Annotated in this window: 19 protein-coding genes; 2 read left to right on the forward strand and 17 right to left on the reverse strand. The window is 39.5% G+C overall.

Annotation, left to right across the window (positions count from 1 at the left end):
• Positions 1-312: 312 nt before the first annotated feature.
• From B2089_RS01810 to B2089_RS01890, 17 genes are all read right to left on the reverse strand, one after another.
• Positions 313-1,449 carry an NADase-type glycan-binding domain-containing protein gene (locus B2089_RS01810; protein WP_296685595.1) on the reverse strand — a complete coding sequence of 379 codons (1,137 nt, stop codon included), beginning with the start codon at positions 1,447-1,449 and terminating at the stop codon, positions 313-315.
• A gap of 1 nt (position 1,450) precedes the next feature.
• Positions 1,451-2,170 (reverse strand): hypothetical protein, encoded by a 720-nt coding sequence (locus B2089_RS01815; protein ID WP_296685601.1) that lies wholly within the window; start codon positions 2,168-2,170, stop codon positions 1,451-1,453.
• A gap of 156 nt (positions 2,171-2,326) precedes the next feature.
• On the reverse strand, positions 2,327-3,235 hold the full coding sequence (locus B2089_RS01820) for a hypothetical protein (protein WP_296325783.1): 909 nt from the start codon (positions 3,233-3,235) through the stop codon (positions 2,327-2,329).
• Positions 3,232-3,900: a hypothetical protein gene (locus B2089_RS01825; protein WP_296325785.1), complete on the reverse strand. Its 669-nt coding sequence runs from the start codon at positions 3,898-3,900 to the stop codon at positions 3,232-3,234. The genes B2089_RS01820 and B2089_RS01825 overlap by 4 nt, the downstream gene beginning before the upstream one ends.
• Before the next feature lie 124 nt (positions 3,901-4,024).
• Entirely contained in the window at positions 4,025-4,537 is a 513-nt protein-coding gene (locus B2089_RS01830) for a hypothetical protein (RefSeq protein WP_296325787.1), read from the reverse strand.
• Entirely contained in the window at positions 4,537-5,253 is a 717-nt protein-coding gene (locus B2089_RS01835; protein WP_296325789.1) for a DUF3800 domain-containing protein, read from the reverse strand. Before B2089_RS01835 ends, B2089_RS01830 begins: the two co-directional genes overlap by 1 nt.
• A 424-nt stretch (positions 5,254-5,677) precedes the next feature.
• Positions 5,678-6,433, reverse strand: coding sequence for a hypothetical protein (locus tag B2089_RS01840; RefSeq protein WP_296325791.1), 756 nt, complete (start codon positions 6,431-6,433; stop codon positions 5,678-5,680).
• 142 nt (positions 6,434-6,575) lie between these two features.
• Complete coding sequence (locus tag B2089_RS01845) at positions 6,576-7,040, reverse strand: hypothetical protein (RefSeq protein WP_296325793.1); 465 nt, start codon at positions 7,038-7,040, stop codon at positions 6,576-6,578.
• 557 nt (positions 7,041-7,597) lie between these two features.
• Positions 7,598-8,146: a hypothetical protein gene (locus tag B2089_RS01850; RefSeq protein WP_296685603.1), complete on the reverse strand. Its 549-nt coding sequence runs from the start codon at positions 8,144-8,146 to the stop codon at positions 7,598-7,600.
• Positions 8,147-8,451: 305 nt separating this feature from the next.
• The gene (locus tag B2089_RS01855) at positions 8,452-9,003 is read right to left on the reverse strand and encodes a hypothetical protein (protein WP_296325797.1); all 552 of its coding nucleotides are present in this window, start codon (positions 9,001-9,003) and stop codon (positions 8,452-8,454) included.
• Positions 8,990-9,376 (reverse strand): hypothetical protein, encoded by a 387-nt coding sequence (locus B2089_RS01860; RefSeq protein WP_296325799.1) that lies wholly within the window; start codon positions 9,374-9,376, stop codon positions 8,990-8,992. The genes B2089_RS01855 and B2089_RS01860 overlap by 14 nt, the downstream gene beginning before the upstream one ends.
• Before the next feature lie 353 nt (positions 9,377-9,729).
• Positions 9,730-10,902 (reverse strand): flagellar motor switch protein FliN, encoded by a 1,173-nt coding sequence (fliN, locus tag B2089_RS01865; protein WP_296325801.1) that lies wholly within the window; start codon positions 10,900-10,902, stop codon positions 9,730-9,732.
• Positions 10,895-11,929, reverse strand: coding sequence for a flagellar motor switch protein FliM (gene fliM, locus B2089_RS01870; protein ID WP_184658341.1), 1,035 nt, complete (start codon positions 11,927-11,929; stop codon positions 10,895-10,897). Before fliM ends, fliN begins: the two co-directional genes overlap by 8 nt.
• 39 nt (positions 11,930-11,968) lie before the next feature.
• Positions 11,969-12,520 (reverse strand): flagellar basal body-associated FliL family protein, encoded by a 552-nt coding sequence (locus B2089_RS01875; RefSeq protein WP_296325803.1) that lies wholly within the window; start codon positions 12,518-12,520, stop codon positions 11,969-11,971.
• 34 nt (positions 12,521-12,554) lie between these two features.
• Complete coding sequence (motB, locus tag B2089_RS01880) at positions 12,555-13,319, reverse strand: flagellar motor protein MotB (protein ID WP_296325806.1); 765 nt, start codon at positions 13,317-13,319, stop codon at positions 12,555-12,557.
• 25 nt (positions 13,320-13,344) lie between these two features.
• A complete protein-coding gene (locus B2089_RS01885; RefSeq protein WP_296325808.1) occupies positions 13,345-14,127 on the reverse strand; it encodes a motility protein A in 783 nt (260 codons plus the stop codon).
• Between the two features lie 23 nt (positions 14,128-14,150).
• Positions 14,151-14,348, reverse strand: coding sequence for a flagellar FlbD family protein (locus B2089_RS01890; protein WP_296325810.1), 198 nt, complete (start codon positions 14,346-14,348; stop codon positions 14,151-14,153).
• A 223-nt stretch (positions 14,349-14,571) separates the two neighbouring features.
• Between B2089_RS01890 and B2089_RS01895 the strand changes: the two genes are divergently transcribed.
• Positions 14,572-15,258, forward strand: a complete 687-nt coding sequence (locus B2089_RS01895) for a response regulator transcription factor (RefSeq protein ID WP_296325812.1) — start codon at positions 14,572-14,574, stop codon at positions 15,256-15,258.
• A complete protein-coding gene (locus B2089_RS01900; RefSeq protein WP_296325814.1) occupies positions 15,248-16,612 on the forward strand; it encodes a HAMP domain-containing sensor histidine kinase in 1,365 nt (454 codons plus the stop codon). The genes B2089_RS01895 and B2089_RS01900 overlap by 11 nt, the downstream gene beginning before the upstream one ends.
• The last annotated feature ends 2 nt before the right edge of the window (positions 16,613-16,614 follow it).

Raw genomic sequence — 16,614 nt, forward strand, 5'->3', positions numbered from 1 at the left:
TTCCATCAGGGTCTATATAGCGTACCGGATTATTGGCCCCGTAGTGGTACAAATTGCCATTTGAGGGAAGAAGCTGCTTTTTCCCGCGTGTTTCCATGCTCCGCACGACCGAAAGCCAGCTTTTTGAGGAATTCTGATAAAATTTTCTCTCAGTCTCAGTCATTTTCTCTCCGATTATACCATGTTTTTTTGCAATATTCCGAACAAATTCCGTGCTTTCTCCCATTGCTCCCACAAACGCCTATTGTTGTGACTAAGACAGGGCGAAAATTCCACTATACAGGGAAAATTGGAAAAGGCTATACAAGAAAATCATTCTGTCGCTGGAATAATCGCCTGTATGCATAAATCTTTATATTTTGTACCTGGATAGACTTCCAAAATTTTAATTTCGAGCATATTATAGCAAGATTCTTTATAAAAAGATTTTGGGGGGATTCTTATAATACCTGTCAAGTCGAGAGTTTGTTTTTCTTTTGTGTCTTTCAGTTCAAATATCTTTTTTTCCTTGCTACTTTTGTTTGATACCTCTATCCGTTTTGCCCTTGAATTTTTCAGATAAAGGCTCTCATTTTCTGACTGGAAACCGTTGTAAAGGCACAGTGAATTGCTTTTGTTTCCGATAACGGTGATTTCTATTTTATCGCCGATTCCGAACCCGTTCGATGAAGCCCATGGCAATCCCGAAATTGTCGAGAGATTCGATGCTTTGTAGGAAGCCTTTTTTTCCACAAGAGCCGAATCAGAAGTGTAAGAAATGCAGGTCGTTTTATATTCCGAAACTGTGTTGGAATCAAGAATGAAGTAAAATGGAATTTTTCCGAGAGAAATGTAATCTTTGCATATGAGAAAATTGATAAATTTAGTAAAATTTGAATCGGGCTTACATGTTTTTTGAAGTTCGAATGAATTCAAAAAATAATAACTGCCACCTTTTTGGTCATCAACACATTCGTAAAATCCGACCGTGCAAGAATTTGTGTTTTGCTCCTCAATTCTGTACATATTCAAAAAGAACGGATTCCCGTCCCAGTTCTTTGATTCTGCACAATAAACGCAACCGTCAGAATAGAAAATCGTTTTTTGGTCAGCCATGAAGTAAGCAAAATATGACGAGCCAATGCAAACTTTATCGTCACCGAAAGAATATTCAGAAAAATCTTCGTGATTCTGGATTTTTAATATGGCGGAAAATGAATTTTTCTTGATTTCAAAAGTCGAATCATTGATTTTTCGTAAAGAAATCGATTCCGTGACTTGAGTTTTTTTTGTCTTGACATCAGTTTTGAATGAGTAAAAATTCTTGGCATTTGAATTGATGGAAACATTTATTGTCGTGTCATTTGTTTCATAAGATTTCAAAATGCCGTTTTCATAATTTGTTATTTGCTCCGTCCAAACAGCAATTCCCATTATGAGAAGATAAAAGCCGATTAATTTTCGTTTCATATTATTTGCTCCATTCTTCTGGATTACCACTTACATGAATTTTTGCAGTAGTATTATCACAATGTTTATTAATTTCAAATAACTTAAGCAACAATTGCATATCTTCTTTTGTTTTTACTCCAATGCAACCATATGTATTTGTATAATCTGTAAAGTGGATGTAATAGCCTCCATCAATGGTATATATCTGAACGCCATTTTCATCAAGAACTGGAGATACATTCGAATATTTTCCATTTTCTTGCAAATCGCCTTTAAACACTTCAAGGCTCTGAGTGGCATCTGTGGTAATCCAAAAATCCCCATAATGAGAAGAATTACTTGTTTTTCCAGTTCCTGTTAAATTGAAATCTCCATTTGGAAATTGTGTAGGTTTTGTTCCATTGCTCTGTAATGTTCCATCATCTCTGGTACTTATAGTTCGTTGGTCGCCAGGAACCACATTAGATGTAACTTTCTCATAACTGAATGACCATGTTAAAGGAGTGCTATCTTCTGTGCACCGAAATCTTACTGTTAGAGTTTGTTTAGATTTGTTAAAAAACAAATCTAAACGTTTCCCATCAGGGTCTGTATACTGTACCGGGTTATTTCCCCCGTAGTGGTACAAATTGCCATTTGAGGGAAGAAGCTGCTTTTTCCCGCGTGTTTCCATGCTCCGCACGACCGAAAGCCAGCTTTTTGAGGAATTCTGATAAAATTTTCTCTCAGTCTCAGTCATTTTCTCTCCGATTATACCATGTTTTTTTGCATTTTCCCGAACAAATTTCGTTCTTTCTCCCATTGCTCCCACAAACGCCTATTGTTGTGACTAAAGAAGTGCGAAAATTCCACTATACAACAAAAGTCGGAAAAGACTATACAAGAAGAGATTTTTTTACAAAAAAGTGTTTAAGTATTCTATTATTAAGTCGATTTTTTTGACATCATCAGAATCTTCGTCGAATTTTTTGTCGTTGCCGTGATAATGAGTAAGATTATCCCTCACTTCCAATGCCTTTTCTAATGGGGTGAAAAACAGTTCTTCCTCATCATCATAATATTTTTTGTTGGGATTCACGCCTTTTCCTATGAAGTATTCCAATGCATCTTTATTGTCGATTGCAATAAGCAAAACGGGAATTTCATCGGGGAAAACATAATTTTCCCCATAAATTGTTTCGATAAGCTTAGGAGTTTTTTCAGTCCAGCGATAAATCAAGTCATATAAAGTGCCGCTTTCTTGCTTAAAATACGAACGCACATAATCATATCCCAAAAACATTTCCGCAAAATCATAATTCAAATACAATCCGTGATTTTTGTCATTCTGATTTTCTGTGCAACAGGTTAGATAAGTCTGCCCGTTGTAACCGCGATAATTTAAATCAACATTTTTTTCTAAAATGGCTTTTCCTAAAATCAAATTGTTGTGATGAATAGCCCATGAAAAAACAGAAAGCTGCTCTTCCGTGTCAACCCAATTGACATTTGCTCCATGCTCAATGGCAAGCAATGCAACCTCGGTCTGATTTTTTGAGGCTAAATAGTAAAGCAAAGATTTTCCCTTGTAAATTGAATTTGCGTTCGCTCCTTTCAGAATTGCCTTTTTAATTCCCTGCGAATCTCCTTTTCCCCACATCTCCAAAAGAAATTCATCAGGCGAAATGTCCTTGCTATAATCAGATACGGTCAAAAAATCTGAAACCAAATCGTCAAAACTTCCAGCCGAATCTGATGAGTTCTTGCTGCATGCAGAGAGAAAATACAGAAACAAAAAAAGACAGAAATAAACGAATTTTTTCATTGATTGTCTCCTTCTGGTTTGTAAATGAGATAAATCGCTATCAAATCAGATTTTTTGTATTCTTTTTTATTTCTTGTGTCATTGTAAGAATAAGGGTCAAAATAGTTCATCGAACCGTCAGATTTTACCCCTGTTATATTTATAAAATGGGTACTTCCGTTTTTAGTTTTCACCTGACCGATAACATATGCTTCCTTATCAGCCTGTTGTGCAAGAAATAACATGGCATTTTTCTCACCTCCATAATATTTTGAAACTTCAAGATTTTCTCCTGTCATATCAAAAAGAAGATTCTTCAAATTTTTTGTAGAAGAGTCGAAATCGGTCGGCGCACCACCTATCCGCGATACCCCATTAAATGTAAAATAATCATCATTTGAAGCCAGTTCTGCAACGGTTTTTTCTTCATACACTCCATGTGAATTTCGTATGTTATAAGAATTCCCAACATTAACAAAGCAAGTAAAAAGACAACCGAAATTGCCAACACTGTTTTCCGTTTCTCCATATTGTTTAGAACTATAAGACTGATATTGACCAATAGTCGCATTTTTATTCTGCAATGAATTTTGATGCTGCCATGAAAGTATAGTCTGTATAAACTTTCCATCCGGGTCTGTATACTTGACAGGGGTATTTCCCCGCGTAGTGGTACAAATTGCCATTTGTAGGCACAAGGCGCTTTCTTGTTGACGGAATCAGTATTTTGAATTATTATATTATCAGAGTGATTCATCTGCCTAGTGCAGAAGGAGTTAAGGGGTCGAGCAACAATCGATACCCTTTTTTTTATGCCCACGGAAATTTCTCTCCTTTCTTATACATTTCCTCAAAATACTCCACATTTCTTTCAAACACATAGAATGATGTCGCGATGAAGAATTTCTTTGTCTTTGTCTCTATGCTTTTCAGTATAACAAGGAATTTTCCGTTTTTGTACCACAGGTAATACTTGTAGATTTCTTTTCCTGCTTTTTTGTCAAATTCTTTGCATCTCCAGCATGTAATGTCGGAATTTCTGAAATTTTGGATAATGGGTTTCAGCCAGCAAAGTCTCTTCGCCCGCTCGTAGTCTATGCCGCGAGTGTCGCTGCTTCTGCTTCCTTTCCGCTCCTGCCTTGAAATGATGTGCCAGAAAATTTCGGGATATTTCTCTCCTTCTTTCGGGCGGGGAACGACAACAGGATAAGCCATAAAATATGTGATATTGTCTATAAAATCCCGCTTGAATATTTTGAATAGTTCAGGCACTTGGGAAACCGCATCGTCGGGAATCTTTGTCAATTCGGGCAAGTCAAGCATTACGCCCCCTTCTCTGAACTTGGGAAAAAATGAAAAAGATTAAATTTCGTGTTCCACGGCTCGTTGGAAGAGCCAAGACTGCAGCCCGACTTTGATTCTATATATGAAACGATTTCTTTTTTTGCCTCGCTCGTCTCAAGTTTGCGACTTTTGTACATCACGGCACCCAGCAAGAAATCATCCAGTTGCAGGGCTTCGCTTTCGTGCGAGCGGATAATCTGAAATTTCGGAAGCGCATAATCCTTGTAATCGTGCATGTAATTGCCCAGTGCTTGCTTCAACTGCTTGATTTTATACGAGCCGTGACTGTCTTTTATGTCAAAATAAACATTGAAAATATCGTCCCTCCGCCTGTGGTCAATCATATTCCGTAAAAGGCAATAGTACATTTTATAATAAAAACTTTCGTGGTTTCCAAGATTAAATTCTTCGCGTGCCAGAGACTTTTTATTTTCCACGACCAACGCACTGAAAGAAATGCCCGTCTCCTCAAAAAAATAGTCCGCAAGTCTCTTATAAAACAAGACATTCTTCGGGGAGACTTTTATCCACTTTAATTCCTGGCGGCAATTATATTGACTCTTTATTTTCTTTAAAGCCAATGAGATTTGCCGAGAATCGTTTTTCGGAAGGCAAATGCAGCCAAAACCCATTACATCAAAACGGTCATTCTGAAGATAGCAACTTTCATCACAATAAATATTGTATTCTGCCATGCTTTTTTATCTTTCCTTTTTTCGGGAGACATGATTCGTTGTATTATAGCAGAATTTCAGAGTTTAAATCAGTGGGATTTTATATTTTCTTGCAAAATCCCGGACTTTTTCCTGTTGTGCTGCCCCAACTCCCACAAACGCCTATTTGTGGGAGTAACAAACAGAAATTTGAAGGGCGCGAGGTACGCTAGATGTAACGCGTCTAAATAAAAAATGTCATTTTAATTTTCGGTGGAGTAAGTTGGCAAAAAATAATATACTACACCGACTACAATAATTGCGATAACAAACATTATTACTAGATTCCTTAAAAAATTTTTAGTTTTGCATCCAGACCAAAAGAACCCTCGCACGAAACTACCTAGTGTAAGAAGCAAAGAAAGCGAAAGAATAATTAGAATATCTCTTATCATAATATTTTCCTTTAGTCTTGCAGTTGCCTTGCTTTTCTTATATCATCTCTTATTTTGTTTACACTTTTTTGATTATACGACATCCATTTTATATTTCCTGTTTTATCATTCTCATAATGCAATTTACCATTTTTAATAAGTTCATTTATCCCATTTTTTGCAATATTGTATAGTTCCGAAAGTCCTTCATGCGAAGATGAATATAAATCACTGCCAAAAAGGGACCCTATCAAATTATCTTTAGCAATAATCCCCCCCTTTAAAAGTATTGCTCCAAGATGAACAGAGAAAAATAGAAATGAAGCTTTATTAGAATTTTTACCTAAAAAGCCAAATACTTTGTTTGTTTTTCCTAATGAAGATGAAGTTCCTGTAATTACTCCTATAGAATCAGATATTTTAGAATTAGCCGATATAATGTCGTCTTGTAGAGAATTATTTTCTATTTCCTTAATTCCGAGAACTTTATTAACAGCATTTTGTACAATTCCTCCAAGGAAAGGAATTGGTATACTGTCATAACCAACTTCAGATGCCTCAAATAATGTCGAATTATCCGAAAAAAAACGATATGTATCGCCATTTTTTATTGAATATGCTTTTCTCCCATCAGGGTCTATATAGCATAGGGGATTATTCCCCGCGTAGTGATACAAATTGCCATTTGAGGGAAGAAGCTGCTTTTTCCCGCGTGTTTCCATGCTCCGCACGGCCGAAAGCCAGTTTTTTGAGGAATTCTGATAAAATTTTCTCTCAGTCTCAGTCATTTTCTCTCCGATTATACCATGTTTTTTTGCATTTTCCCGAACAAATTTCGTTCTTTCTCCCATTGCTCCCACAAACGCCTATTTATAGGATTTGTATCTAGTGATTTCAGACGAGTTGAAAACGCTATATGTAGCGTGACCATTAATCAGATTTATATCTTTCAATAAAAAGTTTTCTAGTATTTTTTAAATCTGCTAAATATATTCTCCTGTCATCAAATGTCCAAACAAAAACCTCAGTTTTTTCTTGAGTATAAAAATCATCGGGCAATAATATTTTTTCTATTTTCATTTGAGATTTTTTATTTAGTATAGATTTTATTATATTATTAACTCTGTCAGAATTGAAAAATAGAATAATATAAAAATTTTTATTAACTGAAAAACCTTGAATTTCAATCTTATCTATTAGAATTCTTTTTTCAGGACATTCTTCAAATTTTTTTTTATATCTGAATCCTAATTCATAAAAATCATGATTTATAGAATTTGCATTTTCAAAATTATAATCAAAAAATAAAATCTTTTTATAATTATCAAATATATAAAAATAGGATATAATTAGAAAAAAAAATAATATAAAAATCAAGACAATAATTCTTTTCATTTTACATTCCATAAAAATTGATAGTGTAGAATTTTCTCTCTGCGTTTCTCATTTTTGCCCCATTATATCATATTTTCTTGCAAAATCCCGGACTTTTTCCTGTTGTGCTGCCCCAACTCCCACAAACGCCTATTGTTGTGACTAAGACAGGGCGAAAATTCCACTATACGGTGGGAATCAGGAAAGGCTATACATCAAATTTTTCAGTTTTCTTTTTTTGTTTTATATCCATAATCAAAAACAAATTGTTAAGAATGACCAAAGGTAAAAAAGAGAAAATATCAATAAGAATGAACGCAGATTCTCCGAGTTTCTTCTGACTCAAAATAAAAAGCAAAACAGCATCACTAATATAGAGTAAATTAACAATGATTTCAGTTATAATACTAAATAAAATAGGATAATGCTTTGAAAAAATAAATATGTATGTGCATAAGAACATAAGAAGTAAACAATAAACTATTTTATTGTTTAACAGAAAATTGAAATTAATAATAAAATCAAACAATGCATAAATTACAGCAAAAATGCAAACTTTTAGATAATAATTCACGGAACTACCTTCCTTGATAAAAAGCAGGCGCAGTATTCAGTAGGAAACTGAAATACGGCTTTTGAGGAACATTTCTCGGTAATTTGTAATCTGGTAATGAAATAGCTAATGTGTTGAAAAGTGCGGTGTTACAATTTTCCCGATTTTTCATATTTGAACGATGATCCATAAAATAATATTTTGTTTCTGAATTTATAGAATTTATTATATTGTTCAATGTAGTTTTTATATCAATTACTTCATTTGGAACAATTAATTTCATATCATAACCATTTTTTCCACTAAGCATTTCCTCGTACCCTGCTCTATCTGTAGGAGTATTGATAGCCCAAGCACCTTTTGATAACGGAAGAAAATCAACGGTTCCATTAAAGCTTAATGTGTAATCAGTATCATTTTCTTTGTCTTTTATTATATATAAACTATGAACTTTTATAGGACCTCTATTACCTCTAACTATTGCTGCCCTTTGATATACCGAAATTTCATAATTTTCAGGATTGTTAATAATTTTTTGCAAAAAGTTCGGGATTTTAGATTCTTCATCTAACATTTCTTTTTCACTTTTTCCGTCCGGGTCTGTATACTTGACAGGATTGTTTGCGGCATAGGCAAACAAATTGCCATTTGTCTAACGAAACGCCCCTGTTTGCCTCCTTGAAGACTATTGTAGCACGGAAATCGGGATAAATCATCACTCCTCGCAAAATTTTCGGCAGGAAATCGGGGAATCCCGCACGAAATTCTGCCGAATTCCCCGCCCAGCCTCAGCAAGGCTGACAAATCCCAATTTGTGGGAAGTAGTAGGGAGAAAAATTCCACTATACGGTGAGATTTGGGAAAGGCTATACAAATCATTTAATATCTGTATTGAACAATTCCTTTTTTAACTTCTTTAACCGCCGTTGCTTTCAAATTTTTTGTTATTTTAACTCCGTTACTAGTCACAGTTGCATTTAGTGTTACCGAAATTTGCCGAACCGTTTGAAGTTCATACGCATATTCTGTTTCAAAATATCCGAAATAAGATTCTTTATTTGGATAACTTGCTTGATTAATTGCGACCTCCACTGGCAAAGGATTTTCTACACAAACTTTTTCGCCATCAAACTCCATCGATATAGAATTTATAGTTATTATTGTATTGTATTGAAGTGATTCAAATACAAGACTTATTGAATATGGAGACTTTGTGCTGTACATTGTATCTTCTATTCCATTTGAAACAAAATAAAAAAATACATTTCCAATTATGCAATCAGAATTTTCACTATTTATTTCTATGCTTCCTGTTTTTACACGATTTTCCAATGAACAACTACAAAACTTAGTCGTTTTCCATGGCCCTATAGAACAACTCGTAATGGTAAATGACAGTAAAATAATGAAATAAATCTTAATGATGCTCATAATATTGCTCCATTGCTTTGTTTCTACCTTCCTCAGCTTTTTGTGCCCTGAATTTTGCCGCTTCATCTTTTGTAGCATTTACATTCCCTTGATAAGTACCTGTTATGCGTTCCCAAGTAGTTGTAGGATCATCAGGAGAATTTCCCCACCGATAATAAGGTAACATATCCTGAAAAAAGTGACCTATAGGATCTGTATTTGGATCTGTTCTATTGTAAGTTCCCTGATTTACAGGGTCAATAATTTTTTGATCTGTTTCTCGGTTATAAACAGTTTCATTTTTTCCATCCAAACTTACAAATTTATCATTTAAACTGGGGTCATAATCATTTGCGGTACCTTGTTCATGATAACTATCTTTTCCTTCAGACATTTTTATTGCTTTTCCACTTAATTATTATATTATCAGAGTGATTCATCTGCCTAGTGCAGAAGGAGTTAAGGGGTCGAGCAACAATCGATGCCCTTTTTTTTATGCCCACGGAAATTTCTCTCCTTTCTTATACATTTCCTCAAAATACTCCACATTTCTTTCAAACACATAGAATGATGTCGCGATGAAGAATTTCTTTTTCGGGCAAGCGAGCCGCCGTCACGGAAGGGCTTGTGATTCTGGGCGCGGTGTTTACGGGGGCGATGATGTACAAAATGAGGGAGTGAATATATAAAAAAAAGCATCTGTCGAATGTTTTTTGACAGATGCTTGAAAGAATTCGTAATTTTTGGCTAGTGCAGATCGCTCACGCGCTCCATGGGCGAGAGAATCTCGGTGACACGGACGCCGAAGTTTTCGTCGATGACCACGACCTCGCCCTTCGCGATTGGCTTGTGGTTCACGAGAATATCGACAGGCTCACCGGCCAGCTTATCAAGCTCGATGATTGTACCTTCGCCCATTCCCAAGATGTCCTTGATTTGCTTTTTGGTGCGGCCAAGCTCTACGGTCATCTCCATGTTTACATCCATGATAAGACCGATATTGCCCTGCTCCTGCGTTGTAGGACCGCCTGTAAGATTCGGGTATTGAACCGACTGTACATTTGGAACGCCCATTCCCATAGGCATTCCTCCCATTTGCATAGCACCACCCATAGGCATTCCCATACCCATGCCTCCCATCATCGGCTGCTGCTGGAAGCCGCCCATCTGAGCCTGAGCCATACCGCCCATGGGCATTCCACCCATCTGAGGTTGACCGCCAGCAAGATTAGCCATTGAAGCCATATCTGCGGCATTAAGAGTTCCGCCAGCTGCGGGAGCCGGATCTGGAGAACCACCACCAAGTGCACGGGCAATCCCCTCTGCCACATCGCTAGAGACAGCTTCCCATAAATTGTATGTCTGACCATCAAGTGAAAGCGGGTATGTAAACAAGGCGAAAGTTCCCTGAGGAATTCGAACCATTGCTTTTGGCACATGAACTGCCTCCGGAGGATTTGAAGCAAGTCCCGCGATAGAACTCAAGTCGGTAATTTCTGAACCTGTGTGAGTTGAGATAAACTCACCGATTACAGAAAGTGCCATATCATCAAGTTCTGCATTATCTTCTTTATTGACAAGGCTCGTAATTTTCTGCGCAAATTCTGGAGCAAGGAGCACGAGGTGGTCACCCTTGAGGCCTGCATTAAAATCAGCCATTACAGCAACCACCATTTCCGGCAATTTTGCAAGCAGCTGATCACGATCCATCGCCTCAACTGAAGGCGCGCCGATTTCGAATGACGCTCCTGTCATGCCGTTCAGGTTTGCAACAGCCTTGTCTTTCAGGCCCTCTGCAAATTTCGTAAGCGTAGCTGTATCGACATTCACATTGGAAGATGGACCTGATGAAAGACCTCCAACATCAACGCCTGACAACAATGCGTCAATTTCGCTCTGTGATATTGTTCCATCACTCATAAGATTCATCTCCTTCTACTGATAATTCTTCGAATTCATCAGATTCACTCTGATCTATTTTTCCTATAACCTGAACAGCCATCTTCTTGCCGACGACACCAGGCTGACAGTAAAATTTCTTCTCGTTTCCGACACTCAAGGTAAGCGGATCGCCCACACGAACAGTAGAAAGGCGCACGACATCACCTGCCCGCAAAGCCAAAACTTCACGAATCGGAAGATTTATTGTGCCGATTTCAGCGACCACATCCATGTTGACATCAGAAAGCTTTTCTTTGAGAGTGCCAAGATATTGGGTAGTTGAGCTTCGTCGGACAGAACTGAACCAGAACTGTGACGAAAGTTTTGAAACAATCGGCTCAATGGTGAGGTAAGGGATACAGAAGTTCATCATACCCTCTTCTTCACCGATTTTTGTTTCCAAGGTTACCAAAACGACCATTTCTGACGGAGGAACAATTGAAGCGAACTGCGGGTTAGTCTCAATCTGTCCCAATCGAGGACGAAGGTCAATGACCTGAGTCCAAGCCTCGCGCATATTCGCCAGGATTCGCACGATAATGCCTTCCATAACGGACTGCTCAATATCGGTCAAATCACGGCTGACTTTCGCTCCCTGACCTGTACCACCGAACAAGCGGTCGATAACGCTGAATGTAATGGCCGGGTCAATCTCAAGAACAGCGTTACCCTTGAGAGGATCCATGTTGATAACGGCCAGCGTGGTTGGAGTCGGAATCGAGCGGACAAACTCTTCGTAAGTGAGCTGGTCAACCGAAGCGACATGGACATGAACCAATGAGCGCAACTGTGCTGAGAGACTTGTTGTTGTAAGACGCGCGAATGTTTCGTGCATAATCTGCACGGTACGAATTTGTTCCTTTGAGAACTTATCCGGACGCTTAAAATCGTAAATCTTAATCTTTCGCGTGTCACTGACCGGCTTAAAATCATCTGCCCCGGAATCACCAGAAGAGATGGCTTGAAGCAATTGGTCAATTTCATCCTGTGACAGAACCTCGTTCATGTCTTTCCTTCCACCTTTTTATAGCGAACTCACTCTATGCTACTGCTGGATGACATCCATCTGCATAAAGCGAACATCTTTGATTTTTGAAGAACTCAAAATACTGTCGTTAATAGCGTTGCGAATCTCGATTTTGAGGTTCTCTTCGTTTTGAGGACGCAATTCCTCTGCTGTCTTCTGAGTAAAGTATCGGCGCAAAAAGTCTTTAAGTTCAACAGTTCTCTGAGTGATTTCTGTTGATGTAGCTTTATCTTCCTTTTTGTAGCCGAGAACGACATCTACGCGGACAGAAGCAGGATTAGCTTCCATTGTGCGTGTCTGAATCAATCCCAGAGAGGTGTACCAGTCAAGGATTTCTTTTGAAGCCGTATATTCTTCAGTCATAGGAATTGCCGCACTTGTTCCAGTATTGTTGCCACCCACTATTTTCATTGTGATAACAACAACAGTAACAATCAAAATGACCGCAGCAAGACCAATCGCGACCCATTTTAAAAGACCTGGAATAAGGAGACCCTTCCCGCCTTTTGAAGGAGCGGCACCTGCGTCTCCGCCGTCATCCAATCCTAAACCTTCATCTTCGTCTGCCATATAAAACTCCTTATCCTAGCAAAAAATGCTATCATTAAAAATGGCCTTCATCAAGAATGATGATGTCCACGCGGCGGTTATACGCCTGACCTTCTTTTGTTTCATTAGAAAACATCGGTCGAGTATCTGCATAACCGGCGATTGAGAATTGTTGCTCATCAACGCCAAAGTCAGCAAGATAATGAAGCACATTTGCAGCACGCGTCGTTGACAGTTCCCAGTTTGACGGATAGCCAACATTGTTTCCGTTTTCATCAAGAATAACTGGCACAGGCGTACTGTCTGTATGTCCCTCTATTCTAAATCTTCGGTTTTTTAATTCCGAATCTTGAAAAAATTTCGATAATTTAAGAAGAATATCACGAGTTTCGTCAATATTAAGAACCGCGCTCCCCTGCTCAAAGAAAACATCTGAAGCGAGAGAAATAACAAGCCCCCGCTCATCGCTGGAAAGCGTAATCTTCGCTGATTTTACCTCTGGGGCAAAAAGGCTGACAGCCTTCTTTTTTGCGACAGAAAGAGATCTTCCTTTTTCAGCAGAGGGAAGAGACGAGATTGAGTTTCCCAAATCGGCAAGTTTTCCGGCAGACAGAGACTGACCGCCCGACGTCACAGGGGCCTCAATCGATTCTGTAACGATATTAAGGGAGTCCTGAATCTGCGCCAATGCCGCCGTATCGACTTCAGAAGGGTCATACAACATGACGAAGAAGCAGAGCATGAGAGTAATCATGTCACCGTAAGTACCTTGCCAGGCGGTTGACGGTTTATCCGGTTCTTTTTTTTCTTTTTTTGCCATTATACTTTAGCCTTTTTGAAGAACATTAGTCTTTAAGGACATCCGGTTCGATAATCTTGCGTGTTTTCGGATCAAGGTAAGTGAGGAGTTTCATCGCAAGGATTCGAGGGTTATCACCAGCCTGTATTGAGAGAACACCCTCAATGACCATTTCCATAGTTGACATTTCGGCTGCATTCTGGGCAGAGAGCTTGTTGGCGAACGGAGCTACGAGCCAGTTAGCCAGCATAGAACCGTACAAGGTCGTAATCAAAGCGACAGCCATGTTCGGACCAAGGGAGCTTTTATCTTCCAAGTTGTTCAACATACCAATAAGACCGATAACCGTACCCAACATTCCGAAACCAGGACCGTAACCTGCCCAAGCGTTGATAACGCCAATCCATGACATGTGGCGGGCCTCTGCCGCGCTCATCTCGTTTTCCATAATCGCACGAATGACATTTCCGTCAGTGCCATCGACTACCATACGCAGGCCTTCTTTCATAAATGGACTGTCAAGATCATCAAGACCTTCTTCCAAAGCAAGGATACCTTCACGGCGGGCCTTTTCGGAGAGTGCAACCATATTCTGAATCAGCGTTTTTTCACCGTAATCATGAGTCTTGAGTGCCCTGCCCATGATTTTGAACAAACCGAGAGCCTGTTTCAGAGGCGCAACGATGAACAATGCGGCATAAGAACCACCGACCGTAACGAATACAGACGGAATATCGACGATACCACCGATTGAACCACCAGAAGTGACAACACCAAGACCGATAGCAACCGTACCACCAATAAGACCAATTATTGTAGCTATATCCATGCTTTTCTCCTCATTTCCTACTTTTATATTTCAAGAGCATTTATGCCAATCTGTTTGCGGTAAGAGACAATCCGGTCAATCACTTCCTGAGGCTTGTCCTTCACGACGATTTTTTTGCCTGAAAAGAATGTGACCGTAAGGTCAGGATTCTGCTCCATGCTTTCAATCATGTGCGGATTTATCCAGTAAGTAGAGCCGTCTAATTTTGTTACAGGAATCATAAGTCCCCCACCCTGCAAGACAAAACACTTTAAATATTCTCTCATTATAGTACAAGTGTGATAATATTTAAAGAGAATTTTTTAATAGGCAAGAAGCAACTTCTCACTTATTCTTTTTGATTATCGGAAAAATATAATTTTTTATTAGATTCTCTTTTTTTAATTGCGTTTTTTTCATTCATTGGATAATTTAAAATAAGAAAAAGACAAGAGAGGCATAAAAATGAGCACAAAGATTCTTGTTATTGAAGATGTACCTGAAATGTCGGACTTGATTTCGATGTACCTCACAAAAGAAGGCATGGAAGTAACAAAAGCACTGAATGCAGAAATCGCCCTGGAGAATCTAAAAACTAACATTCCAGACCTGGTGATTCTCGATTTGAACCTTCCAGGAATGAGCGGATTTGACTTCCTCAAAAAATTCCGAGAGGAATACAACAACGCAATCCCGGTGATTATCTCCTCAGCCAGGGACGGCGACGAGGATATTATCGAAGGACTGGGCTTGGGAGCCGACGAATTCGTTACCAAGCCCTTCTCGCCCAGGGTTCTCGTGGCAAAAGTAAAGGCAAACCTGCGCCGCGGCTCAGAAATTTCTGCCGCCGCCGAGGAATTCTACGCTTTCGGGGACTACAAGCTTCTTTTAAATTCCTGCGTCCTCAAAAAAGGCAGCGAGAAAATCCCCCTATCAAACAAAGAATACAAAGTTCTGGAATATCTCACCAAGCATGAGCGGGAGCAGCTTTCCCCTGAAAAAATCTACAAGGATGTCTGGGGCACGGAATACGGCGATGTAACGGCAGTGGCGGTTTACATTCAGCGTCTGCGCAAAAAAATCGAAGCCAATCCAGCAGACCCTCATTTCATAAAGACCGTTTTCGGCATGGGGTATCTCTTTGAAAATTAAGACTCAGCTCCGTGTTTTTTTAATCGGAGTTATCCTCGTTCCGATTCTGGCGGCAATTTCCCTTCCCTTGTACCATTTTCTCACCCGGCCTGAGCGCATGCTCTTTGACGGCTACAAGCAAATCCGCTCCCTGGAGGAAATTCCCCTTTCACAGCGGGATTTAAAAGTCTTCAAGCAGCTTTTACGCACACTTCCCCCAAATGTGGAATTCATAGTCCTGGCAAACCACGGAGACATTTTACTCTCCACCATGCCGGAATTCACCAGGCAAACTCACATCAGCGAGCATGACATGTTCAATTACATGAACGAGACCAGTGACGCTTACTTTTACCAACTCACTTCCCCGCCCCTCGAAAATGACAATGACATTCTCTTTATCAGCAGGGCCAGCCGGGAAGCCAAGCACAAAAAGGACGGATTTGCCAAAATGCTCATGGGCTTTCTCGCCTTCATCGCTTTTTTTGAGCTTTTCTGCATAATCCTTATCGTAACGATTTCCCAGACAATCACCCGCTCCATCACGGCCCTCAGCAAAAACACTGAGCGAATCGCAAGCGGCGAGCTGGATGTCAAACTTGACTACGAGAAAAACACAAAAACTGACAACGAAATCACTTCTCTGGCCGAAAATCTGGACAAAATGCGCCTTGCCCTCAAGGACAACGAAGAGCGGCGCACGAAATTCATCATGGGAATAAGCCACGACTTGCGCACTCCAGTGGCCGTCATCAAAGGCTACACCGAGGCCATGAGCGAGGGATTTTACGACACGCCTGAAGAAGCAAAAAAATCCCTTGAAATCATCAGCACGAAGACCGAGCAGCTTGAGACAATGATTAACACCCTCATAAACTTCGTGAAACTCAACCAGACGGACTGGGTTCAGCAGCTGAAAAAACAGAAAATCGCCCCCATTTTCAAGGAATTTGCCGAAGGAGCGGTCACAACTGGCGGAATCTTCAAGCGGAATGTAAGCGCAGACATCAAGATTGACGAGAATACAGAGCTTCCTTTTGACAAAGAACTGGTCCAGCGCACTTTAGAAAACCTCTTTTCCAACGCCTTGCGCTACACCAACGAGAAGGATTCAATTCAAATCAGCGCAATACAAGAAAATAGCAAAATCATTTTCAGGATAAAAGACAGCGGAATCGGTATCAAAAAAGAAGATTTGGAGAAGATTTTCGACATGTTCTACAGGGCAAGCGCATCCCGCCGGGAAGAAGGCATGGGAATAGGCCTGGCCACGGTAATGACAATAGTAAAAGCCCACGGCTGGAAAATAAGCGTCAACTCCGAGTTCGGCCAAGGCTCAGAATTCGTGATTGAAATCCCCTGCGCCAATTCATAATT

The organism is Treponema sp. UBA3813 (assembly GCA_002368605.1).
GTDB lineage: Bacteria > Spirochaetota > Spirochaetia > Treponematales > Treponemataceae > Treponema_D.

Excerpts from the sequence above, each read along its gene's own strand:
- B2089_RS01860 (WP_296325799.1), bottom strand. The coding sequence starts at position 9,376 with ATGTCTGAAGGAAAAGATAGTTATCATGAACAAGGTACCGCAAATGAT.
- B2089_RS01890 (WP_296325810.1), bottom strand. The coding sequence starts at position 14,348 with ATGATTCCTGTAACAAAATTAGACGGCTCTACTTACTGGATAAATCCG.
- B2089_RS01820 (WP_296325783.1), bottom strand. The coding sequence starts at position 3,235 with ATGAAAAAATTCGTTTATTTCTGTCTTTTTTTGTTTCTGTATTTTCTC.
- B2089_RS01825 (WP_296325785.1), bottom strand. The coding sequence starts at position 3,900 with ATGGCAATTTGTACCACTACGCGGGGAAATACCCCTGTCAAGTATACA.
- B2089_RS01875 (WP_296325803.1), bottom strand. The coding sequence starts at position 12,520 with ATGGCAGACGAAGATGAAGGTTTAGGATTGGATGACGGCGGAGACGCA.
- B2089_RS01835 (WP_296325789.1), bottom strand. The coding sequence starts at position 5,253 with ATGGCAGAATACAATATTTATTGTGATGAAAGTTGCTATCTTCAGAAT.
- B2089_RS01840 (WP_296325791.1), bottom strand. The coding sequence starts at position 6,433 with ATGACTGAGACTGAGAGAAAATTTTATCAGAATTCCTCAAAAAACTGG.
- B2089_RS01850 (WP_296685603.1), bottom strand. The coding sequence starts at position 8,146 with ATGTTAGATGAAGAATCTAAAATCCCGAACTTTTTGCAAAAAATTATT.
- B2089_RS01815 (WP_296685601.1), bottom strand. The coding sequence starts at position 2,170 with ATGACTGAGACTGAGAGAAAATTTTATCAGAATTCCTCAAAAAGCTGG.
- B2089_RS01855 (WP_296325797.1), bottom strand. The coding sequence starts at position 9,003 with ATGAGCATCATTAAGATTTATTTCATTATTTTACTGTCATTTACCATT.
- B2089_RS01885 (WP_296325808.1), bottom strand. The coding sequence starts at position 14,127 with ATGGATATAGCTACAATAATTGGTCTTATTGGTGGTACGGTTGCTATC.
- fliN (WP_296325801.1), bottom strand. The coding sequence starts at position 10,902 with ATGAGTGATGGAACAATATCACAGAGCGAAATTGACGCATTGTTGTCA.
- B2089_RS01830 (WP_296325787.1), bottom strand. The coding sequence starts at position 4,537 with ATGCTTGACTTGCCCGAATTGACAAAGATTCCCGACGATGCGGTTTCC.
- fliM (WP_184658341.1), bottom strand. The coding sequence starts at position 11,929 with ATGAACGAGGTTCTGTCACAGGATGAAATTGACCAATTGCTTCAAGCC.
- B2089_RS01895 (WP_296325812.1), top strand. The coding sequence starts at position 14,572 with ATGAGCACAAAGATTCTTGTTATTGAAGATGTACCTGAAATGTCGGAC.
- B2089_RS01845 (WP_296325793.1), bottom strand. The coding sequence starts at position 7,040 with ATGAAAAGAATTATTGTCTTGATTTTTATATTATTTTTTTTTCTAATT.
- B2089_RS01810 (WP_296685595.1), bottom strand. The coding sequence starts at position 1,449 with ATGAAACGAAAATTAATCGGCTTTTATCTTCTCATAATGGGAATTGCT.
- motB (WP_296325806.1), bottom strand. The coding sequence starts at position 13,319 with ATGGCAAAAAAAGAAAAAAAAGAACCGGATAAACCGTCAACCGCCTGG.